The sequence below is a fragment of the Mucilaginibacter sp. SMC90 genome (assembly GCF_022811725.1).
Taxonomy (GTDB): domain Bacteria; phylum Bacteroidota; class Bacteroidia; order Sphingobacteriales; family Sphingobacteriaceae; genus Mucilaginibacter.
The window spans coordinates 3,149,166-3,172,031 of the sequence record NZ_CP094527.1; the positions used below are offsets into that span (position 1 = coordinate 3,149,166).

Here is a 22,866-nt window from a genome sequence, read left to right on the forward strand (position 1 = left end):
AAGCGTGGGAATGTGCGGTTCCCCTCTTGAGAGCAAGGCCGTTGCATTCTATATATTGAGTTCTTAAAAACTCGCACGATTAAGCGTCTACGCTTGATCGTTAGCCTTAATTGAGCGTCCACGCTCCCGTAATACGTTATAAACGTAAGCGTGGACGCTTACGTTGGTTATAATTCAAGCGAAAGACGCTTGAACTTGCGTTATATATTATAGAATGCAACAGCCCTGCTCTTGAGAGGGGGTGGAGGGGTGTGTTATTCTATGTGCGGCTTATATAACACACCCCTGCTACCACTCGTTCCATCGCTCCCCCTCTCGAGAGGGGATTTTAAAAGGCGTACATTTTAGGACGAAGTTACGCTATCGCTAAACTTCGACCAGTAGCTGTGTTTGACTTGGTTGATACCTGCGCTATTTAAAATACTGGCTTATCAATTTCCACATCCTTTATTTTCCAGGCAGTTTTTAATTGTTGCTTTACTTTATTTAAGGCTGTGGTATTACTTGTGTTTTGATAGGCCAGCTGAAGACCGGTTAATGCCCAGCCATTGTTGGGGTTAATTACCAGGTCTTTATTTAATACAGCTATGGCCTCGTTGTACCTGCCTGCTTTTAACAAGGCATTGCCGAGGTATTGCCTTGTAGGTAGGGGCCAGTCGCGGGGTTCATTATAGATCAGGTGATCCTCAGCAGTAACGGCTTTTTGTAAGATATTAATGGCTTCGGTATGTTTTTTTTCGGCGGAGGCAATACTTCCTTGCAAAATAAGGCTGGCAACACTTGCAGATTCATAGGCACTGCTGAAGTTATCAATCGGTGCCTTTAAAGATGGGTCCTGCATTTTAATTTCCAGCAATTTGAGCTCATGCCTGGCATTGGTAACATTGCCCTTGCCGCACCATGCCATCCCTTTTGAAAAATGCAGCAATGCCGATGCATAAACAAGCGAATCAACAGGTTTTATATCTAAAATATTCGCCCATTTACCAAACCTCACTGCCGTTAACACCGGCTGCATATAAACGTACTGAAAAAAGTTACCATCAGCTCCTTTTGCGGCTAAGTAATAGGACGGCAGCGCTGCTTTTGCATCATTGGCGGCAGCAAGGGCTGTTTGATAGTTACCTGCCATTTGTGCGCAGTTTACTTTTAAATGGATGTTATGGATTTTATATAATATATCCCCGTTTGCTACAGGGCTGTACTGTTTCAGATAAGTATCATAGCCTGCCACAGCCGCTGTGTTATTTGTAATGCCCTGCTCATAATTGCCGGTACGGATATAAATATGCGAAGGCATATGTGTTATGTGCGATACCCGGGGCATCAGGGTATCCAGTATATGAGCGCTCTTTAAGGCCATTTGCGGGGTTGCGGAAGCCTCCATGGTATGGATATAAAAGTGATTAGCCCCGGGATGTTTCGGGCAAATGGCTATGGCCTGTTCTAACAGGGAGCGGATCTGGGGTGTCCATGGTTTGGGTTGAAAATCATGGGTATACAGGTCCCAGGGATGAAGTAACAATAAGGCATCGGCATAAAGGGTTAATACTTCGGCATTTTTAGGGTACTTTGAATATACCGTTTGCATAGCATCGGCATAATTGGTTCTTAACTGTTTTACTGTAAGGGTAGTGTCCTTGCTATAGCGATGCAGCATAGCGGCAATAAGTTCTTTTTCGAGCGGAGTGCAATTGGTACTAAGCTGTTTACTTTTTTCTGAAGCTTCATAGGCATCGGTTGGCGGGGCATAGCCGTTGGGATAATTAATAGTTGGCCCCAGAGCCAGCGATTTGCCATACCAGGCCATTGCACATTTGGGATCAAAACGGGTGGCTTTGATAAACGAAGCAATTGCTTCGATAGAATGAAAGCCATAGTACATACTTATGCCCTGGTTAAAATAAAATTGCGCACTATCTGATGAGGTGGTAATTTTCCATTGATAATTACCCCAGCCCTTTAATGCCGGGATTTCAAAAATGCTATCTGCTCCGTTATACACAAAACCGCATACTACAGCCTTTTTAACGGTGCCTTTATACATGAATGCCGCTGATGTTTCGGCGTTTTTTTGATAGTTGTAATAAAAGGACTGCGCGGAAAAAAAAACAACCATCAATCCCAAAAAACTTTTGATTAAAAGAAGTTGATTTTTCATTGTAGTACATTGATTAGGTATATGCAATTTAAGCTTTTTGCCAAACTAATGCACTCAATATTAGTGGTATCCGCCAAATTACTTAGGATAAAGTACTCTGGTCGATAATAGGTAAACTGATCTGGTCGGGTTATTCTAAAAAATAGTCTTTTTCTTCGTAAACCTCTACCCGGTGATGTTCAATAGGGAATGCTATCATTAAGGTAACGCCTTGTACATTTTCAACTGTAAATTTTCCTTTTAACTGTTTGCCAAGCGCTTTCATCATTTCCATGCCTAAGGAATTAGCCTCGCAAAAGTCAAAGTTAGGGGGGAGGCCACGGCCATCATCCGATACTTTCAAAACAGCACTATCATTGTTGCATGTAAACAGGCTTATCACAATTTCACCGCCATTATGATCAAAAGCATATTTTATAGCGTTTGTGATTGCTTCGTTTAATATCAAACCAATGGGTACTGCCAGGGCCGGGTCAAGGCTCAGTGGATTTAGTACCTGCCTTATTTTGATATGCCTGAAGCTTGTATCAAATGAGTCGCTCAGATAATCGACCAATTCGTTGATATAAGCGGGCATCGATACCTGGGCCGAAGTTGTACTGCTGTATAGTTTCTGATGTAAAAGTGCAATTGCGTTTACCCTATGCTGGCTGCCGCGGATTGCTTCAAGTGCAATGTCGTTTTGTAAATAAGCCGATTGCGTATTTAAAATGCTCATCACAATTTGCAGGTTGTTTTTTACGCGGTGATGTACTTCTTTCAATAGCCATTCCTTTTGTTGCAGCAGATCTTCCAGCAGCACATTTTTGGAACTAATAACCTCGTTGTTTTTTTGTTTGTGTACGTTTTGCCTGAATAATAAACCTGCTATAACAAGTAATAAAAATATGCCGCCGATGGTAAGGTTTTTAACAAGGTTTGCCTGTCGTAAATTAGCTTGTTCGAGCCTGCTTTTTTGATTTAGAAGCGTTATTTCTGCCTCCTTTTGGCGGGTTTCATAATCAATCTGTAATTGCTCTATTTGTTTACTTTTTGTACTGTTGAAGATAGAATCCTTAATGGTATTTGCTGATATGAGGTGATAAATAGCCGATTGATACTGGCGCTGGGTGGTATCCAGATGAAACCAAAGAATTTCATTAGTGCCGAGGTCATTATCATTGCCGATTTTCTTTAATAAAGTTTGGTTTAGTTTGAGATATTTTAATGCTTCATTAAAACTTGCGGTGGCAGTGTAAAACTTAATGATCAACTCATAGTAGCTGCTTCGGGCATATAAATTAAGATTAGGATTGTTGGTTTGCAGTATTAACTGATCGCAATAGCGTTTAGCTATATCATATTGTTTTAACGCCAAGTAAATTTTAAGATAGGTTTGACTTACCTCATCGCCTCCTTCATACAATTTTCCGGATGGATGTACAAATTTTTGAGTTACCTGCGTTAAAAAGGCTTTAGCTTTTTGAGGCTGTTGCATCCTTAAATAAACATCAACTATATTACCGGCAAGCAGGTATACAGTTGCATTATCTTTTTCGGATTTGGCAATTTCCAATGCGCGCGAAAAATAAGTGATGGCCTTTTGATTATCGCCAAGCTTTATAAAATCATACCCCAGATTGTTGTTGATCTGGCATATTAACCGCACATTATCAGCATTGCTTTCAGTTGCAATTTTAAGGGCCTTTAATTCATAATTGATAGCTGATTTATAATCGCCCTGGGTGTAATAGAGCCGGCCTAATAATGCGTAAAGTCCCTGTGTTTCTGTATAATTTGCCTGATTATAATATTTTAATGCCCTTTTAGCCTCTTCAAAAGCCAAAGTATAGTTATTCATCATTTGATGCAGGTCGGCGAGCAGCCGGTAGCACCGTGCAAGTTCAACCAGGTGGTTTGTGCGCTCAAAAGCCCCGATTGCCAGGTTCAAAAAATGTATCCTGGAAACCATTGTTTGCTGCAGAAAATCCTGGCTGTAATATTCGGATAATTCAAAATAGGCTTTGCCAAGCAAGGGCCAGTTATGTACCTGTTTAATTTCTTGTATTGTTTGTTCAAGTAATGCCCGCCCGCTTTTTAACTCACCTTTTGATTTGTAAAATGCAGATCGGATCAATGCAATGTGAAAGTTGTTTTCGGCCTGCGGGGAGCGGCGATTAAGTTGCTCGGCCTTATTGATAAAGTAAAGGGCACTATCCAGCTGCTCTGGCGAGGGATGCCTTAAATGAGTGAAAAACTCCGCGAGTTGCAGTACGGGGTTGATAGAACCTGAAAAGCTATTTTGAAGAAGCAAAGAATCGGCATGGCGCCTGGTAATTTCCTGGGCGTTTGCTGAAACAACGAAAAGTAAACACAGCGCAATCAGTTTGCATTTTCGTATCCTATCAGCTCGTTTCATCTTCGGTTGAGGGCAGGTACGCATCAATATTTTTTTAAATTTAAGTATATTCAAGCTCATCTGCTAATTTAAAACTATACTTATTTTTTTGTAATTTATTAGTAGTCAGTTGTTTTGATGCGGGTGTTTTACTGCGGGGTACAGGAAACCCGCAAAAAGTTCAAAGTATACGTTAATAAGGGCTATTTTGCTTTATGAGCTGATGCAAAACGTGCAGTAATTTATGCCAGTGGTAAACTGAAGTAAAAAACAGATCCTACACCGCTTTCGCTTTCTGCCCAGATCTGGCCCTCGTGCCTGCGGATGATCTCGGCACTTAAATAAAGCCCGATGCCGAAGCCCGAAATATGGCGGGTATGATTGCTTTCAACCCGGTAATAGCGGTCAAAGATCCTTGGCAGGTCCTGGGCATCGACACCCATTCCCTCATCCTTCACGCTAATTTGGGCGAAGCCATTGACCATTGCGCATTTTACTTCAATTTCCTTGCGTTTAGGCGAGTATTTAACGGCATTGCTGATCAGGTTGGAGATTACCGAACCGATTTTTTCCCTATCTGCATTAACCTGCACATGATCGCAAATGTTGATGTTGATGATGTGACTGGAAACAGTAAGCCCGTATTCTTCTACAACCTCTTTTATCAGCAGGTCAAGATCAAATAGTTCTTTATCAATGGCAATCTTGCCCGATTCCAAGCGCGAAATATTCAGGAAGCCGTTAATCATGCTGCTCATTCTTCTCGCCTGTATATCCGCTTTTTCCATAGCACCCGCCAGGAAACTGTCGGTGTTGGTTTTTAGCTTGAGGTTAGCTACCTGAATGAGCGCCATCAACGAGGTTAACGGGGTTTTAAGCTCATGGCTTACCATTCCAATAAAATCATTTTTTCGCAGCTCGTCCTGTTTTTGTTCGGAAATATCCCTGGCGATCTTAGAAATCCCTATGATATTTCCCTGGTTGTCACGTATAGGTGAAATGGTTAGTGACACATCAAGAATGCGGCCATCATTTGCAAGTCTTTTTGTTTCAAAATGCTCTATCCGTTCCCCGTTTTTCAGGCGTGTGATAATTTGTGATTCTTCATCCTGCCGGTCCTGCGGGTGCAACTTAAGAATTGATTGCCCTATCATTTCAGAAGCGGGGTACCCAAATATTCTTTCTGCCGATTTGTTCCAGCTGGTGATTGTACCATCCAGTGATTTACTAATGATGGCATCATCTGAAGATTCAACAATGGCAGCCAGTTTGGCGCTGCGTTCTTCTGCCCTTTTTTGTTCAGATATATCAAGTGCAATAACCAGGCCTGCATAAACCGCCCCCCGGTCATCTGTCAGTGGCACATAATCTACCTGCAGGTCGTCACCAGTGGTACTTTTAAGTTCAATCCTGATCTGCTCGCCTTTCAACATCCGGTCGTAGTACTGCTTAGTTGCCGTATACCGGCCGGGCGAGGTAATTTCGGCCAGGTGTAAACCTGCATAATTTTCGGCATGATAGCCTAATTTTTGCATAAGTTCACCCTCCATCGTTAGCAGGTTATGGTTCTTATCCATTACAAGGATCAGAGATCGGGGAATGTTGACAGCTATAGAACGGAATAGGTGCTCCTTTTTTTGTATTTCCCCCCTGCTTCTTTGCAATTCCTCATTGCTTGCCAGCATTTCTTCGTTTGATGCTGCAAGTTCTTCATTAATCGCTGTAAGTTCCTCATTAAGTGCTTGTGTTTCCTCCTCGCTTTCTGCCAGTGACCTGGTACGCACAGCTACCAGTTCCTCCAGTGATCCGTTCATGAGTGACAGCGCCTGCTGGGCTTCAAACAATTCCTCGTTAATTGAGGTAAGCTCCTCATTGGCTGTCGTAATTTCCTCGTTGGCCGCAGTAAGTTCCTCATTAAAAGCGGCAGTTTCTTGTTCTTTGAGCTGTAGTTCCCGCTGCAGGCGATCTTTCAGCTGCACATCGCGTATTACATTGAAGTAGGATAACAATGCAATTAAAATGGCAAGCACAACAGCGGTGAGTATCACTGCCGGAGCAATATGGGTATAACGTTCTAAAGTTGCTGCACGCTGGTCCAGTAGTTTATGTTCAATATTTTCTGCACGGTCAACAGCAAGTCGTAACGCATCCATTGCCGATTTTCCTTCTTCCAGATCAATTGCCGAAATAGCCTGCATTTGTTGTTTTTTGGCAACCAATTCTTTAATGATCGCCATTCGCCGGGTTAGTATTACACTTATGTTTTTAAGGTTTGCCTGTTGCTGGCGATTATCGGAAGTTAAGACGCTTACTTCATCAATAAGGCCTTGTGCTTTAAGGTAAGCACCGTTATAAGGGCCTAAAAAACTGGCCTTGCCTGTAAGCAAATAGCCGCGCTGCCCCGTTTCAGCATCTTTCATCAATGAAATAGCCTGCTCAAGTTTTTGAATTACCTGTGTGCTATGACCTACTGCCTTATTACTGTTTAATAAGTTATCAATTGTATTATAGGAAACAATTCCAACAATCAGCAGGATCAATATTGAAAATCCATAGCCGAGCTGTAAATTGCGGGTAAAGTTTAGTCGCATAAAGATACCGGGTATCACTGGTTTAAGTACTAATGCGCTAAAGTTATGCTTTTGTTAAAAAAATATACAGGGATAACAGGGCATGGCGGCTAATAAGTGTTTAGGGTAACATAGATGTTACAATGGTGGATATGGATTTATATATGGATTTGATTTAACTCAGGGGCTTTAATTTATTTAATTGGTAACTTACTAATTAATAAAAACGTTTAAAAAGCCTGATTGGATTTAACTATGAGGAAAAGAGGGGTATTTGTAATTGCCTTAGTTTATTTGGTAATCAGCCTGCTGTGGATCATGTTCAGCGACCGGCTGTTATTTTATTTTGAAGGGGTGCTTAGCCCCGGCCAGTACTTGTGGTTAAGTTTAGGAAAAGGATGTTTGTTTGTAACTATTACTGCTATTGCTCTTTACTTTTTGATAAGATCTGAGGACCGAAAGCTGAAACAAAGCGAGCAGCAATACCGAAGTATGTATGAATCCAACCCAAACCCGATGTGGATTTACGAGCCTGTTACGCTCAGGTTTGTTTCGGTAAACGATGCAGCCACGGCTGTGTATGGTTATAGCGCTGACGAGTTCAGGCAACGTACCATTCTTGACATCAGACCGGCAGAAGACCGGGAGCGCGCAATTTCTTCGGCCCAAAAACTGGAAAGTAAGCACAACGATAGCGGCACATGGCGGCATCTGAAAAAAGATGGGCAATTAATTTATGTAAATATTACCTCGCATAAGATCCGGTTCAATAACCAGCCCCACATTATGGTGATGGTACGGGATATGACCGACAGGGTAGAGTTTGAACAGGTACTTGAAAAAGTAAACCGGGAACTTTTAGAAGAAAAACATAAGCTAAGTGACACACAATTGTTATCGCGGGTGGCCGGATGGGAATTCTATCCCAGGGATAATAAATTGATATGGTCAGATGAAGTGTATCGTATTGTGGGCCTTAACCGGGATGACAGCCGCGAAGCGTTTGATATTTATGTTCAGCATATTTTTCCTGAAGACCGACCGGCAATGATTAACGCGTTGCAGGAGCTGATCAACAATGGTAAACAACTTGATGTAACGCACCGGATCACTGCTTTAGATGGTACGATACGTTATATCCGTCAGCTTGCGCGGATAGAAAACAACGGAGGCCAGGAATTGAAGATAGCAGGTTCCCTGCAGGATATTACAGAATTGAAGCAATTGGAACTGGAACGTAACCGGTACATGTATAGTTTTGAACATACGCTGAACAGTATCACCGATTGCTTTTTTGAGCTCGATAACCAGATGAATATCATACGGGTAAATGATACTTTCAGGGAGCTGATCAAAACCGACAGAAGCCAGATCATAGGTACCAATGTTTTTGAGCTGTTTCCCAAAAGTGAAAGCAAGTTTTACCAGGTTTATCAGAAAGCGCTTGAAGAAAGGGTAATTGTGAGGCATGAAGATTACTCGGCAATTTTGCAGCGCTGGTTAAGAATGGCCGCTTATCCTACAGACGAGGGCGTTGCAGTATATTTTTCAGACATAACAGAAGACAGGCTTAAAGACGAACGCCTGAAAGAAGCGGTTGAGCGTTACGAACTTGTTGCCCAGGCAACAAGAGACGTTGTTTATGACCTTAACATTGTTGAAAATAAGCTCATTTACAACACCAGTCTTACTCACCTGGTGCAAATTCCGCACGAAGAAATTAGCTATGAGCTGGAATGGTGGCGCTCACTGATCCATCCCGATGATATGGAAGAGGTAATAAGCAGCCAGGAAAGGATCAGCCGGGCAGGTTTGACTAACTGGGAATGCGAATACCGGCTTAATTGCGGCAAAGGCGAGTATAAGTACGTGATGGATCAGGGATATTTTGTTTATAACAGCCAGAAACAACCCATAAGATTAATTGGTGCTGTAAGGGATATCGATGCACTTAAGCGCAGTACGCAGGAAAATAAGCGATTGGCGCGTATCATCAAACAAGTGAACAATATGGTACTCATTACTGATGATCGGCGCAGGGTGCAATGGGTTAACAATGCCTTTGTGGAGCTTACCGGTTATACTATGGAGGAGGTGAGGAATAAAATGCCTGCTGATTTCTTAACAGATCCTCATGATCCTATGATCTCAACGTTTATCCGAAGGCAGCAGGCAAGGGAAGCATTTGGCATAGATACGGTTATTTATACCAAAAACGGGATACCTGTTTGGGTTTCGGCCCAGCTAACGCCTGCCTATAATGAAGAAAACGCATTTCAGGGCTATATCATAGTTTGCCAGGATATAACTTACCGAAAGGAAAAAGAAGAAGAGATTAACAGGCAGAACAGGTTATTGCGTGAGGTGGCCTGGATGAGTTCGCATGAGATCAGGCGTCCTGTAGCAACCATGCTTGGGTTGGTAAACCTGTTGGATATGACCGAAGATGAGCATGAGCAAAGAGAAATATTTTCAAAACTCCGTGAATGTGCCAGGGAGATGGATAGTATGGTACATGAAATCCACCATCGTATCGAAACAGAAAAAGCCCTGCAAATTGAGCGCGGTTTGTAGCCTTTTATATAAGAGTGCATGGTAATTAAACACATGTATCATCTGCTTAGCTAAACGCAAAACACACCTTTGCTGGTTGCTTATATTTATCGCGGTCGGCTACTTTTCCCGGATGCTTTAAAAATTGACCTCGTTTGGGTTTTAAAGTAACATGTTTATTAAAATAGCAGGGTAAAAACGAAAATAATACCGGAAACTGTTTATTTGCGAATACCATCAAACAGTTTTTGTATGAATTTACGATTAGTGCTATTAGGCTTTTGTTTATTTTCTGCTCAATTATGCCTGGGGCAAAACAATAAATACGTTTTACTTTTATCAAAAGCCGAAAAGAAAATGTGGGTGCTTGATTACAAAACACTGGGTATCGTTACCAAAATTCCGGTTGGGGAAGACCCGCATGAAATTGAACTATCTGCAGATAAAAGTACGGCTTATGTATCTAACGCGGTTATTGCCGGCACAGGGCATATCATAAACGTTATTGATCTGAAACAGCTGAAGCCGGTAAAGGATATCGATACAAAGCCCTTCTATGTTCCGCATGGCATGGCTTTTCATCAGGATACATTGTGGTTTACAGCACAGGGATCAAAATGTGTGGTAGCTTATGATCTCAAAGCCGATAAACCTGTTGAAGTTTTAGGTACAGGCCAGGGTTTTACGCATTTACTGTATCTTACGCCAAATGGTAATACTTTTTACACAACCAATGTAGAGTCGGGTACGATCAGTATTTTCGAGCGTAAAGAAATTCCTCCCTATATGCCTCCTACGGGTGTATTGCCGGCAAATGCAAAAAATCGCTTAGAATGGCGTCAAACATTGGTTGATGTTGGTGCTGGTGCCGAGGGATTTGATGTTTCGGCAGATGGAAAGGAGCTTTGGACAGCACGCCCGGACGGTTACATTGTGTTGGTTGATCTGGTAAAAAAACAAGTAAAAGCCAGGATCAATTTACATGTTTTAGGGTTACACCGTATTAAACTGACTCCCGATGGTAAAACACTTTGCATAGTAAGTGTAAAAACCGGCGATCTTTTATTTTATAACATTGCATCACGCAAACTGGAAAAACAGATAAAAATCGGTAAGGGGGCCGGTATTTTTATAGATAAGGAGATGAACCGGATGTTTGTATCCTGCACGCCTGATAATTACGTTTCGGTAGTTGACCTCGCAGCCAGGAAGGAAATTAAAAGGATCAGCACAGGCAGACCGGACGGTATAACAAGCGTTACCGTCATAAACAATTAATCCTGTAGCAAAATGTAATATAATATTATAACTACTAACCCAATAATAGGTTTAATTTAGGGTTTGGGTTCAGGATGTTATATTTCATATTACATTTATGCCAACCATTTACATAAATATTTGTTAAGCCAATCATGCAACAAGAAACTACTAAAACCCGGTACAATGATACCGAACTAAACGAATTCAGAACTTTGATCAAAGAAAAAATTGGCATGGCCCGTGAAGAACTGCAGGAACTGGTAGGAACGCTGAGTGCCTCAAACTCTAACGGAGACGATGCCGCAATTGCAGGCAAGACACTGGAAGATGGTTCGGCCACATTTGAAAAAGAGCAGATCAACCAACTGGCCGCCCGCCAAAAAAAATTCATCGAACAGCTTGAAGCTGCGCTAATGCGTATCGAAAACAGAACCTATGGTATTTGCCGCTCTACAGGCAAGCTAATACCTAAGGAACGCCTGTTTGCTGTTCCGCACACTACCCAAAGTATGGAGGCAAAGCTTAAGCAGGCATGAGTTCGGCATTTGTGAAAGAAGGGGAGGCCAGGCACCTAAAAGATGTTGCGCCGAATCTCGGCGCACTCCTTTTCTTTTTGCGAGTAGAAAATAACGGAACAATTATCAGGGAAGAAAGAATTTATTTTAGTCAAAAACATGGCCGCGATGTTTATGAGATGAGTGACGGCCTGGCTTACGCACTGGATAACGAAAATCATTGGTATATCATTCTTGATATATGAAAGGCGAAGTTTTTGGTGGCACCAGTGGTTTACAGATAGACAGGCCCAAGCGGGATTTTCCACCTGAATACAGCCATTTGTCGCGGCTGGGTTATTACGCTTTGCAGGAAAATAGCATTGAGATCAACAGCTCGTTTTATAAAATCCCGCAGGCAAAAACCATAGCCCGCTGGGCAGCAGAAGTAACCGGAGAGTTCCGTTTCACTTTCAAGCTATGGAAGGGGATCACTCATCAAAAAGGCTTATTTTTTAATAGTGAAGATGTTGGGAGTTTTATGCAGGCTATCCATTTGCCGCACAACCGGAAAGGCTGCCTGCTTGTTCAGTTTCCGCCAGGTTTGCAGGTCACCGCTCTGCCCCAATTAACACAATTACTGGCTATACTCAAATCCCATACATGGCCTGTTGCTGTCGAATTTCGTCATTCGTCATGGTACCGGGACGATGTTTTTGAACTTTTAAACCGCTATCAGGCAGCAATGGTATTGCAGGATATGCCCAAATCGGCTACACCAATGGAGCTTACCGCCGCCCATCTGGTATATCTGCGCTTTCATGGCCCTTCCGGTAATTATAAGGGAAGTTACAGCGAAAGTTTCCTTTCTGAATATGCGTTGTACATTAATGAATGGCAGCAAGAGGGTAAAACAGTTTATATATACTTTAATAATACTGCCGGGGCAGCGTTAGAAAACCTTCGGTTACTGAAACGTTTTTTGGTTTGAATGCAGCTGCACTTACCTGTTGAATTTTTTTACCAAAAGCCGTAATGACGCTGCTAATTTTTCAGTAAGTTTTTCCTTATCCACGCGCCATCCCCAGTTACCGGTTTTTGCGCCGGGCTTGTTCATCCTGAAACGTTCGTCTAACTTTAAAATGTCCTGTAGTGGGATAATAGCAATTTCTGCGGCAGAAGCATAGCAGGCCTCATTCATAAGCTGATTGATATTGCTGCGGTTCGCTTTTATCCTGAAGTAAGAAAACAGATTTTGCTTTTCAACAGGGGTAATATCTTTATTGAACCAGCCAAGTGTTGTATTATTATCGTGGGTGCCGGTGTATGTTACACTGTTGGGGATATGGTTATGAGGTGCATGCACAGAAACAGGCATATCGTTACCAAAGGCGTACTGTAACACATTCATGCCCGGTAGTTTAAACCTGTCGCGCAGGCGATAAACGCCATCGTTGATATCACCAAGATCTTCGGCAATGAAGGGCATACCGCCCAGTTCTTTTTTTAGCGAGTGGAGCATTTCTGCCCCCGGGCCAGATTGCCATAAACCCCTTATGGCATTTTTTTCTGAAGCGGGCACCTCCCAAAAATCATAAAAGCCCCTAAAGTGGTCTAACCGCACCAAATCATACATCTCTTCGTTTTTCTTCATCCGGTTAATCCACCAGGCATAGTCAGTAGCCTTGTGTTCGGGCCAGTTATAAACCGGCATATTCCATAGCTGGCCGCCTGCATTAAAATAATCGGGCGGTACACCTGCAACACGTTCAATATTTTTATCGGCATCAAGGCCAAAAAGTACGGGGTGGGCCCACACATCGGCAGAGTCATAACTGATATAAAATGGTATGTCGCCCAGCAATAGCAGCCCGTTTTGATGTACAAATGCTTTTAAAGCCTTCCACTGCCGTAAAAAGATAAATTGCAGCCACATGGATCTGTCTAACTCATGCCGGTGACTTTTTTTTAAAGCGTTGAGGGTTGTTAGCTCCCGGCATTTAAAAGGTTCGGGCCAATTGTACCAGGGTGTTCCTTTATGAAGGGCCTTTATTACTTCATAAAGTGAAAAGTCTTCGAGCCAGGACCGTTCATCAGCCTTAAAAGTTTCATAAGCATGCAGCAAATCCTTTGGCTTTTTTTGTATGAACCGATTATAAGCTATCTCGAATAATTTACTTTTTGACGATGCAACTTTAGCATAATTAACGGAGCTGTTTTGTAACCGCTTGTATTTTGAGGTTTCATCGGCAGTTAAAAGCTCATCGGTAACCAGATCATCAGGACTGATCAGCATAGTATTGCCAGCCATGCTGGAGAATGAACTGTATGGTGAGTAGTGTTCGGCAGCGTTTGTAGGGTTAACGGGGAGCAGTTGCCAATACCGTTGGTGCGAGGAGCTAAGAAAGCTGGCAAAATTACGGGCTTCAGGCCCGATGTCGCCAATACCATAAGCCGAAGGGAGTGAAGTGATATGCAGAATAATACCTGCACTCCGGCTGCTTTTTGAAGGAACTGATCGTAATACGGTTAGCGGCATACTGTTAAGTACTGAGCTTAATTCAATTTCTTTATCCAGGATAATATCCTTACCGGTTAATATATTGTGCCATTGCAGTGGGGCATCGGCAGGTAAAACGATCCGGGTATCTGCCCAATCCTGCATATGGTTTTCTGTGGCTGCAACGTGCAAGGCGGAAATAGTTATGAACCACTGCCTTTGGTGCATGCGTGCAAAGGCCGCTATCTGATCTTTGTACCTGCCTGCTACTTGCAAGGGGATATAATTGCCAGAGTTAAATAGCTCGGGGTAGTTTTTACGTTCGAGCAGAAGTTTATGGGTTAACCATAATTTTAACGAGCCATTGTGCCGCTGCTGCCAAACCTGGTCTGCCTTAAGCTCTTTAATAGTCTTCAACAGGTTTGATCTTAACCGGTAATCAACAGGGCGCCTGTTATCGGGATCTACCAGGCTAAAATCCCATAACTCACAGCCCTGATAAAGATCAGGAATACCGGGGCAGGTAAATTTAAAAAGCACCTGGTTAAGCGAATTGCAAATAAAGCCATCAGTAATATCCTGCTGCAGCTTGTTCATGCTTTTTAAAAAGCCTGCGTCATTAAGCAATTGGTTTGCAAACTGCAGTGTGGCATGTTCGTAGCTATCATCTGGTTCGGCCCATTCGGTATGTGTTTTGGCTTCGCGAAGCGCTTTGGTAAGGTATGCTGTCAATCGTTCTGCAGTTTCATCCTCAGGCTGACCGGGTAAGGTTATAAAACCTGCCAACGTTTGATAGATCAGATATTCATCATTGGCATCAGGCGCATCAGCTTTTTTGAACTTTTTGTAGCTGTTTCGCCAGGTATTAACCTGGTTGAACCATTTTTCAGGAATATCGCTCAGCACGTTTAATCTTGCCCTCACATCCTCACCGCGTTTGGTATCATGGCTGGAGGTTCCGTTCATTGACATTGGCCAATGTTCCTGCCTCGCTTTCATCCAATTGTGGAACTGATCAATATCTATCCCAAATTCGGCCGGTGAGTCGCCTACTTCGTTGTGTACAATAAACCGCTCGTAAGTATACATCAACGTGTCTTCAACGCCCTTGGCCATCAAGGGGCCTGTAAATTGCATACAGCGCTGGTAAAAATTAAGAATCTTCACCTGATCCTTTTCGTTAAAGTTGTTCCCGGTGAACAATATCTCCATGTATTTTGTGCTTTTTGCGAGATGCAGGTTAGCGGCGGCAACCTGCTGTAAAATTGCGCTTACAGCCTCGGCTTCCTGCGGCCCGAGGGGCATCTGGTTTCCGTAATAACGATACACCGGGCACAGAATAAGGAAGCCGGCAATGGTCAGCTTCCACATATCCAGTGTGATGTCCTGTAATTCGTGCCGATCTGCAGGTTTCAGCTGCAAAAGCAAGTGATAAAGATTATCCAGCTCGCCCGCCATGTGCCCATAAAGAATGTCAGCTTTTTTTTCGGTAGTTGCTTTGTTTATCGGTTTATGGCTGTTTGATAGTTGCCGGTAAAATTCAGTAAAAGCCTTTTTACTTTGTGTTTCGCTAAAAACGTTATTAACTACGCCAAGAAAATCATAGCCGGTATTTCCCTGCACCGGCCAGTGCGCCGGAAAGGCTTCGCCCTGTTCCAGTATTTTTTCAACAACAATGTAGCATTCCGGCCCCGCCAGTGCCCGTAACCTTTCAAGATAAGCTGTTGGATCAAAAAGGCCGTCAATATGGTCAACGCGTAAGCCCTGGATCAATCCTTTATCTAAAAGTGTTTTCAAAAACCGGTGATACTCCGCAAAAACAGCCTCATCCTGTATATTAAGGCAAATGAGGCCGTTCACCGTAAAAAACCTGCGATAATTAATAGCACTGTTGCTGTCTTTCCAACAGGTTAGCTGGTAATATTGCTGCTCCGCAATTAGGGTGAGCAGGTGTTTGTGGTTGTTAACATGATCTACCGCCAGACCTATATACTTGTCAATATTGCCCTTTGCCGATCCCGCCGTATCTAAAAACTCATTGAATGAGTGTATTGAAGTTTCTTTTTTTAACGCTGACAGATATTTCCTGAGCTCACCAGGCTGCGCAGCGGTATCAAAGCTGAGGATCTGTAAAATTGAGGCTGAATTTAAGGGATATCGCTGCCCGGCGTATTGAAGCGTAAATTGCCCATCCCGATACAACACGCTCAACTCATTGCCGGCTATCACTTCCGAAAGCGGCGCCCCTAAAAAAGGTACCATCAATTTGCCGTTAAAGGCGGGCGCATCCCAAATGATGTCAAAAAAATGTGCGTATGCCGATCCTTTTCCTTTTTCCAAAACATCCATCAGCCAGCTGTTACGCGGATCAAAAGCCATATGGTTTGGTACAATGTCCTGCAACCAATGCATTCCAAGATCCTTTAACCGGGTACCGATGGCTTCCAGTTCTTCCAGCGTGCCTATCTCGGGGTTAATACGGTGAGGGTTTGTAACATCGTACCCATGATTACTGCCCGGAACTGCTTCAAAAATTGGTGAGGCATAAATGGTATTTACACCCAATTGGTGAAGGTAGGGCAGGATATGCATAAAGTTTTTAAAAGTAAAACCTTTATGAAACTGTATGCGATAGGTAGAAACAGGGTTAAACATGTTGCTCAAATATTAAAATACTTTCGGGCGGAAGTGTTATAATGGAACCTGCCGGTAGGGGTTCAAAATGATTTGAAGGGCCATTCCAATCGCTTGCTGCCGAGTTAAATATGAGTTGTGCGCCAGGGTTAGAACCGGGTAGTGAAAAAGATTGTTTTTGGCCGGAGAAATTAAGGATACAATGCAATTGTAAACCACCGCCAGATCTTATGATGATAAGCGTTCCTTTATCGGTGTGGGCAACTGTCTGTATGTTTTTCCTGTCAGAAATGCGCAGGGCGGGGTGAGTTTTGCGCAGCCTGATCAATGCCTGGTAATATTTATACATCGTTTGGTGGGGAGTATGATCCAGCTTATCCCACTGTAGTTTTGAATTTAAAAATGTGGTTTCGGCCTGCGGGTCCGGCACATCGCCTTCATGATGAAAAGCAGCGAATTCGGCTTTGCGGCCTTTGCTTACGGCGGAGATCAGTTCGGGATCGGAATGGCTTACAAAGTAAAGGAAAGGGTTAGGTTCGCTATATTCTTCGCCCATGAAAAGCATGGGAATAAACGGGCTTATCATCACCGCAGCTGCCAACAGCTTTTGCATTTCAAAACTGTAAAGGGCACCCGACCGCTCGCCCAGCATCCGGTTGCCTACCTGGTCATGGTTTTGTGAAAATACAATAAATTGTTTCCCCGGGTTTTCAGACGGATCGGTACCAAAGGATTTACGGCGTTGAGCAGAATATTGACCGTGGTAAACGTAGGCATGATCATAAGTTGCTTTAAGCGAATCCAGTCCATCGAAATCACTATAATAACCCTGCTTTTTTTCTCCCGCACATACCCGCAAGGCATGATGAAACTCATCTGTCCATTGGGCATTCATCCCATATCCATTATCAGGTAATGGATCAATAAACCGGTGATCGTTAAGGTCACATTCTATTATAAGGTGATTTGTACCACCGGTTAACTGTTCCAATTCATCAACCAGCTCTTTCAGTTCTTTTAAAAAATGTTTTGGGCTAAAGTCTTTTATGGCATGTACGGCATCAAGGCGTAAAGCATCGATATGAAAATCCCGGAACCACATCAGTGCATTTTCAAGAAAATAGCGCCTCACTTCGTCACAACCGGCGTCATCAAAATTGATGGCATCACCCCAGGGTGTTTTGTATTTATCGGTAAAATAAGGGCCATATTGCCCTAAATAATTTCCTTCGGGGCCAATATGGTTAAAAACTACATCCAATATTACAGCTAACCCTTTTGCGTGACAAGCATCAACTAACTGTTGTAGCCCGCCTGCCGCACCATAACTTTGCTGAACGGAAAAAGGAAATACCCCGTCATATCCCCAGTTGCGTTCGCCTGGAAACTGGGCTACAGGCATAAGCTCAATGGCCGTAATGCCTAATGTTTTGAGATGATCAAGCTTCTGTATAATGCCGTTAAAGGTTCCTTCAGGCGTAAAAGTACCTGTATGGATTTCATATATCAGGTAATCATCAAGCGGAGGATTTGACCAGCTATTGTCTGTCCATTGATAGTCACTTAGTTTTATAGCGAGCGATATGCCATGAACACCATTTGGCTGGCACAACGAATAAATATCAGGGAATGCCTTGCCATCAATAATTACCTCATAGTTGGTTCCTGGCTGCAGCACATTTGTAGTTAGGTTCCAGTATCCTCGTTCGGCCCTCAACAAAGGGAACTCATGCTGGTTAAAGCGGACAGCAACTGTATTTGCTTCCGGTATCCAAAACAAAAGTGTTGCCGTCCCTTCTGTATTGAAGTTAACGCCCAGGGTCCGCCTGTCTGTAACCTGTTTATTCATGATTGCCTGAACCCTCATCCTGCAATAAAACTACCGACCGGCCTTCTACATGTACAGTTTCTTCTGGTTTGTAAACCTGCTCCTGCAATTCGCCGGATTTGCTGGTATCGATAATAACTTTCCATTGCCGCCCGTAAGTTTCGTGGGGGAGTTTGTAATCCAATCCCTGGTCATGCGCGTTGAACACCAGGTAAAAATTATCGTCGATAACTTCCTTACCGTTGGAGTCAACTCCGTGTATACCATGGCCATTCAGGTACATCGCCACTGATTTTGCGAAATTTTGCTGCCAATGACTTTCTTCCATTTGTGTGCCATCGGGCAGGAACCATGCAATATCTTCGATATGGGAATCTTTAACAGCAACGCCTTTAAACCATTCCTTACGTGAAAATACCGAATGGCTGTTTCGCAGCCTGATCAGTTGCCGGGTAAAAGCAAGCAACTCCTGATCGGCTTCGGCCCAGTTAAGCCATGAAATTTCATTGTCCTGGCAATAGGCGTTATTATTGCCCTGTTGTGTCCGGCTTATTTCATCGCCAGAAACCAGCATAGGAACCCCTTGCGACAGAAACAGCGTTGCCATGAAGTTTCTTTTCTGGCGTTGCCTCAAATTCAGTATCTCCTGATTATCGGTAGGACCCTCTGCTCCGCAGTTCCATGAGCGGTTGTGGCTTTCACCATCGTTGTTATTTTCGCCATTGGCCTCATTGTGCTTTTCATTGTATGAAACAAGGTCATTAAGCGTAAAGCCGTCATGTGCCGTTATAAAATTGATGCTGGCTGTTGGCCGCCTGTAATCTTTATACAAATCGGCACTTCCTGTTATCCGGTCTGCAAATTCAGGCAGCGTATTTTCCGATCCGCTCCAGTAATCACGGATACAATCGCGGTATTTACCATTCCATTCGGCCCAGCCCTGCGGAAACTTTCCTACCTGGTAACCGCCTTCACCCACATCCCAGGGTTCGGCAATAAGTTTTACCTGCGAGATAACAGGATCCTGGTGAATAATATCAAAAAATGCCCCAAGCCGGTTTACTTCGTGAAGTTCCCTGGCCAGCGTAGCCGCCAGATCAAACCTGAAACCGTCTACGTGCATTTCGGTGATCCAGTACCGTAAGCTATCCATCATCAGGCGCAGCACATTAGGAAGATAGGCATTGAGGGTATTACCTGTGCCGGTATAATCATTATAGTACCGTTTATCGTCGGTAAGACGGTAATAGGAGGCATTATCAATACCTTTAAAGGAGAGCGTTGGCCCCAGGTGGTTTCCCTCGGCTGTGTGATTGTAAACCACATCCAAAATTACCTGTATGCCGGCCTTGTGCAACTCCTTTACCATCGTTTTAAACTCGCTTACCTGCTGACCTGTTGAACCTGACGCTGAATAACGTGAATCGGGTGCAAAAAAACCTATGGTATTATATCCCCAATAGTTGCATAACCCTTTTTCTTTAAGGTACCTGTCTGAAACAAAATGATGTACGGGCATGAGCTCGATGGCGGTGATACCAAGGTCCTGCAGGTATTTTATTGTAACAGGATGGGCTATGCCGGCATAGGTGCCCCGCAATTCTTCGGGGATATCCGGATGCTGTTTGGTAAAGCCTTTAACATGAGCTTCGTAAATGATGGTATTGTAATATTGTATAGCTGGAGAACTATCATCGCCCCAATCAAAGTGCTGGTCGATAACCACCGATTTAGGTATATATGGGGCGCTGTCTGCCTCGTTAAAACTAAGGTCTTCTTCTGGCGAGCCTGGCTGGTAGCTAAACAAGGCATCGTTCCACTCTATAGCGCCGCAAATTGATTTGGCATATGGGTCGATCAATAATTTGTTGGGGTTAAAACGGTGGCCGTTTTCGGGTTCATAAGGTCCATGCACCCTAAAACCATACAACTGACCAGGTTTAAGGTCTTTCACGTAGATGTGCCAGATAAAGTTTGACCTTTCTGTAATCTTTATTCTGGCGGTTTCATGCCCGTGGTTTTCTGAGTCAAAAAGACAAAGCTCTACACCTTCGGCATTTTCTGAGTATAAAGTAAAGTTAACCCCTTTTCCGTCCCAGGTGGGGCCAAGCGGGAATGGTTTTCCAGGTAAAATATTTTCGTTCATGTAGTATAGATAAAGTTTAAACCGGCATTTTTATAAAATGCCGGTTCGATGCGTATATAATTGATTTTTGAGTAAAAGGTTTTGATTTCTGTTACCTTTTTATGTTCAAATTAAAATAATTGCATAACAGGGAATTGTTGAGGCGTACGCCCTGGTTCGGCAACATTAACGCGGATGTTTTCAGTTGCAAAAACTGAATTTAATGGAGTAGGAAATGGGGAGAAAGTAATTTTGCGGATGAGCAGGGATAGGGGGAAACAATCCCCCGATAGTAAAGTTGTGATTTTCGGAGAGCAATCTCTCTGATTGCGCCTGCAAAATAGGGAATGATTTACAGGCGGTCTGCTGGCCGATTGGACCTTAGCCGGAACCAGGATTGTAGCTGGAACGGATAGCAGCCGCCTTTAATATTGTTATATTTTACTCAAACAGTTCCTGCTCATCTGTATAGTAGGTTTTTCTTGAAGCATCATTAATTATGATTGCTGCGCCGGCAGGGCTTTGCTTTTTCTTTGAATTGTGAATCAGCATAAAATCCCGTACTTCTCCATTAATAATATCGGGGTTTGATTTAAGAATGCTTTTTTCAGCATCCTCAAGTACTGTTTTTATTGCTTCAACCAAGTCGTTCAGTTTTGCCTCAGGTATTTTATTGCTCACAGAAAAAGGTGATATGCGCGCGTGCCATAAAATCTCGTCGGCATAAGCATTGCCGATGCCCCTTAATATCTTTTGATCAAGCAAAACAGTTTTTATATTGGTTTTTGTTTTTGCCAGTCGCTTTTTCAAATACCCGGCGTCTGCTTCAAGAGCATCGGGTACGTCCTTTTTTTCGGGATTAAGGGTTGGCGTAGCTATACCCTGAAAATCGGTGAGAGCCAGCCCGCTGTTGTCATCAAAATGTAGTTCAATAATTGCGTATTTGTTTTCGTTTTTTATATCGAACAAAAACAATTTTCCATGCAGCATAAGGTGTAAGCCGAGCACATCGCCTTTACTAAATCTGATGTGAAGTTCCTTGCCTTCGCGGTAAACTTTTTCAAGCGTTTGGCCGCTTAAAATTTCGTTCAGTTCATTTGTACTGACATTCAGCTTTTTAGCATTATGTACGTCTATCTTTTTGATGGTTTTACCGGCAAGCTTTTTTTGCAGGTTATGGCTAAAAGCCTGCAGATCGGGTAGTTCGGGCATGATGTATTGCTTTTATATGTAACTTGTTGTTATAGTTAATGTTTGATATAGGGGCCGTTAAACTTTTTAAAGCGAAGTGCTGCCATTTCAACAGCCTGGTTTTGCGCCTGGCTAAGTGTATCGAATGGTTTAAGCTCAATATCAACGCTTTTTTTGCCTATGTTCCGGCTCCAGTTACCAACAACCTGGTTATTGACCATTATGGTTGGAAAAAAGGTAATAGCGCCCATTTTGTCACGAAACCTGGCCGGTACCATGGCATCACGGTTTTTGTAGGCAATGAGTATTTCATCGTAAACAGGCAGGAGATAGGCTCCGGATTTTTTTGCCGCTCCGAAATCTGCATCAGCATTCATCCAATAGGTTATTCCGTTGCTGGTTATATTATTCAACCTGTCTTTATTTATATCAATCCCAATTTTAGCATCGGCAACGGTAAGGCCACTCCAATGTACAAAATCATTTACAGTGGCAGGCCCATGACTTACAAAATATCGCAAAACCAGACTGGCTATAGCATCATCACGATCTTTGGCGGGTGTGGCCGGTGCGCGCTCATCAAGCAAAGCATAAGTAAGCTGCTTGCCCTGCCTCGGGCCGCTGCAAATCAGTTGTTCCAGCTCCGCTTTCATCAATAGTATTGTAAGTCTTAAGTCGTTGGTGGCTATACCTGCCTCATGCAGGGCTGTAACAATTTCGGCACGGATTAATTGTTTGCCGCCTTGCATTGCTTTTATAAATACATCAAAGCTTTTGTTAAAAATTGCATCGGTAACCTCTTGTTTTTTATACATGGCGGCATTGCCTGCATTAATTCTTGGAGCGGTTAAACTAAGCATCCAGCGGATATCCTGGGGTAAAACAAAATGCCAGGTTGGCCTTAGTACATGGGTTCGTAGTATGGTACCGGCTGTCATTGCTTTTTCTATAATGTCATCCGCAGGCGATAGCATTCGTAAACCGATTGCCCATTTAGCATGGGCGTATTCCTGAGCCTGCATAGCGCACATGTACCCAACAACATCTTCCGGCTTTTTAAATTTATCATGGTTAAGGCGTTGGTTGTAAACCCGCAGTTTGGCTATATCAGGCTCGGTCATGTTTTTTTGTTTTGAATACTATTCAAAATAAATATAGAGTTATGACAACAGT

The 22,866-nt window shown here is 43.1% G+C and carries 13 protein-coding genes; 5 read left to right on the forward strand and 8 right to left on the reverse strand.

Translation table 11 applies throughout. From position 1 onward, the window contains the following. Positions 1–415: 415 nt before the first annotated feature. The 3 genes from MTO98_RS13390 to MTO98_RS13400 form a co-directional block, all read right to left on the reverse strand. The gene (locus tag MTO98_RS13390) at positions 416–2,161 is read right to left on the reverse strand and encodes a hypothetical protein (RefSeq protein ID WP_243487154.1); all 1,746 of its coding nucleotides are present in this window, start codon (positions 2,159–2,161) and stop codon (positions 416–418) included. A gap of 130 nt (positions 2,162–2,291) precedes the next feature. After that, on the reverse strand, positions 2,292–4,559 hold the full coding sequence (locus tag MTO98_RS13395; RefSeq protein ID WP_243487155.1) for a histidine kinase dimerization/phosphoacceptor domain -containing protein: 2,268 nt from the start codon (positions 4,557–4,559) through the stop codon (positions 2,292–2,294). A gap of 221 nt (positions 4,560–4,780) precedes the next feature. Continuing rightward, positions 4,781–7,129 (reverse strand): PAS domain S-box protein, encoded by a 2,349-nt coding sequence (locus tag MTO98_RS13400; protein ID WP_243487156.1) that lies wholly within the window; start codon positions 7,127–7,129, stop codon positions 4,781–4,783. A 234-nt stretch (positions 7,130–7,363) separates the two neighbouring features. Here MTO98_RS13400 and MTO98_RS13405 point away from each other — a divergent pair, with 234 nt between their 5' ends. The 5 genes from MTO98_RS13405 (at position 7,364) to MTO98_RS13425 (ending at position 12,406) form a co-directional block, all read left to right on the forward strand. Beyond that, a complete protein-coding gene (locus MTO98_RS13405) occupies positions 7,364–9,682 on the forward strand; it encodes a PAS domain S-box protein (protein ID WP_243487157.1) in 2,319 nt (772 codons plus the stop codon). Positions 9,683–9,913: 231 nt separating this feature from the next. Further along, positions 9,914–10,939: a YncE family protein gene (locus MTO98_RS13410; RefSeq protein WP_243487158.1), complete on the forward strand. Its 1,026-nt coding sequence runs from the start codon at positions 9,914–9,916 to the stop codon at positions 10,937–10,939. A gap of 134 nt (positions 10,940–11,073) precedes the next feature. Then, complete coding sequence (locus tag MTO98_RS13415; protein ID WP_243487159.1) at positions 11,074–11,457, forward strand: TraR/DksA C4-type zinc finger protein; 384 nt, start codon at positions 11,074–11,076, stop codon at positions 11,455–11,457. Further along, complete coding sequence (locus MTO98_RS13420) at positions 11,454–11,681, forward strand: hypothetical protein (protein WP_243487160.1); 228 nt, start codon at positions 11,454–11,456, stop codon at positions 11,679–11,681. The genes MTO98_RS13415 and MTO98_RS13420 overlap by 4 nt, the downstream gene beginning before the upstream one ends. Then, positions 11,678–12,406 carry a DUF72 domain-containing protein gene (locus tag MTO98_RS13425; protein ID WP_243487161.1) on the forward strand — a complete coding sequence of 243 codons (729 nt, stop codon included), beginning with the start codon at positions 11,678–11,680 and terminating at the stop codon, positions 12,404–12,406. The genes MTO98_RS13420 and MTO98_RS13425 overlap by 4 nt, the downstream gene beginning before the upstream one ends. Positions 12,407–12,418: 12 nt before the next feature. On the opposite strand, the gene treY is transcribed toward MTO98_RS13425, so the two are convergent. From treY to MTO98_RS13450, 5 genes are all read right to left on the reverse strand, one after another. Beyond that, positions 12,419–16,570 carry a malto-oligosyltrehalose synthase gene (gene treY / locus MTO98_RS13430; RefSeq protein WP_243487162.1) on the reverse strand — a complete coding sequence of 1,384 codons (4,152 nt, stop codon included), beginning with the start codon at positions 16,568–16,570 and terminating at the stop codon, positions 12,419–12,421. Continuing rightward, positions 16,563–18,398, reverse strand: a complete 1,836-nt coding sequence (gene treZ, locus MTO98_RS13435) for a malto-oligosyltrehalose trehalohydrolase (protein ID WP_243487163.1) — start codon at positions 18,396–18,398, stop codon at positions 16,563–16,565. The genes treY and treZ overlap by 8 nt, the downstream gene beginning before the upstream one ends. Beyond that, a complete protein-coding gene (gene glgX / locus MTO98_RS13440) occupies positions 18,391–20,523 on the reverse strand; it encodes a glycogen debranching protein GlgX (RefSeq protein ID WP_243487164.1) in 2,133 nt (710 codons plus the stop codon). The genes treZ and glgX overlap by 8 nt, the downstream gene beginning before the upstream one ends. A 420-nt stretch (positions 20,524–20,943) precedes the next feature. After that, the gene (locus MTO98_RS13445) at positions 20,944–21,714 is read right to left on the reverse strand and encodes a DNA-formamidopyrimidine glycosylase family protein (RefSeq protein WP_243487165.1); all 771 of its coding nucleotides are present in this window, start codon (positions 21,712–21,714) and stop codon (positions 20,944–20,946) included. 35 nt (positions 21,715–21,749) lie between these two features. Beyond that, positions 21,750–22,814 carry a winged helix DNA-binding domain-containing protein gene (locus MTO98_RS13450; protein WP_243487166.1) on the reverse strand — a complete coding sequence of 355 codons (1,065 nt, stop codon included), beginning with the start codon at positions 22,812–22,814 and terminating at the stop codon, positions 21,750–21,752. Positions 22,815–22,866: the final 52 nt, after the last annotated feature.

Excerpts from the sequence above, each read along its gene's own strand:
- MTO98_RS13390 (WP_243487154.1), bottom strand. The coding sequence starts at position 2,161 with ATGAAAAATCAACTTCTTTTAATCAAAAGTTTTTTGGGATTGATGGTT.
- MTO98_RS13395 (WP_243487155.1), bottom strand. The coding sequence starts at position 4,559 with ATGAAACGAGCTGATAGGATACGAAAATGCAAACTGATTGCGCTGTGT.
- MTO98_RS13400 (WP_243487156.1), bottom strand. The coding sequence starts at position 7,129 with ATGCGACTAAACTTTACCCGCAATTTACAGCTCGGCTATGGATTTTCA.
- MTO98_RS13405 (WP_243487157.1), top strand. The coding sequence starts at position 7,364 with ATGAGGAAAAGAGGGGTATTTGTAATTGCCTTAGTTTATTTGGTAATC.
- MTO98_RS13410 (WP_243487158.1), top strand. The coding sequence starts at position 9,914 with ATGAATTTACGATTAGTGCTATTAGGCTTTTGTTTATTTTCTGCTCAA.
- MTO98_RS13415 (WP_243487159.1), top strand. The coding sequence starts at position 11,074 with ATGCAACAAGAAACTACTAAAACCCGGTACAATGATACCGAACTAAAC.
- MTO98_RS13420 (WP_243487160.1), top strand. The coding sequence starts at position 11,454 with ATGAGTTCGGCATTTGTGAAAGAAGGGGAGGCCAGGCACCTAAAAGAT.
- MTO98_RS13425 (WP_243487161.1), top strand. The coding sequence starts at position 11,678 with ATGAAAGGCGAAGTTTTTGGTGGCACCAGTGGTTTACAGATAGACAGG.
- treY (WP_243487162.1), bottom strand. The coding sequence starts at position 16,570 with ATGTTTAACCCTGTTTCTACCTATCGCATACAGTTTCATAAAGGTTTT.
- treZ (WP_243487163.1), bottom strand. The coding sequence starts at position 18,398 with ATGAATAAACAGGTTACAGACAGGCGGACCCTGGGCGTTAACTTCAAT.
- glgX (WP_243487164.1), bottom strand. The coding sequence starts at position 20,523 with ATGAACGAAAATATTTTACCTGGAAAACCATTCCCGCTTGGCCCCACC.
- MTO98_RS13445 (WP_243487165.1), bottom strand. The coding sequence starts at position 21,714 with ATGCCCGAACTACCCGATCTGCAGGCTTTTAGCCATAACCTGCAAAAA.
- MTO98_RS13450 (WP_243487166.1), bottom strand. The coding sequence starts at position 22,814 with ATGACCGAGCCTGATATAGCCAAACTGCGGGTTTACAACCAACGCCTT.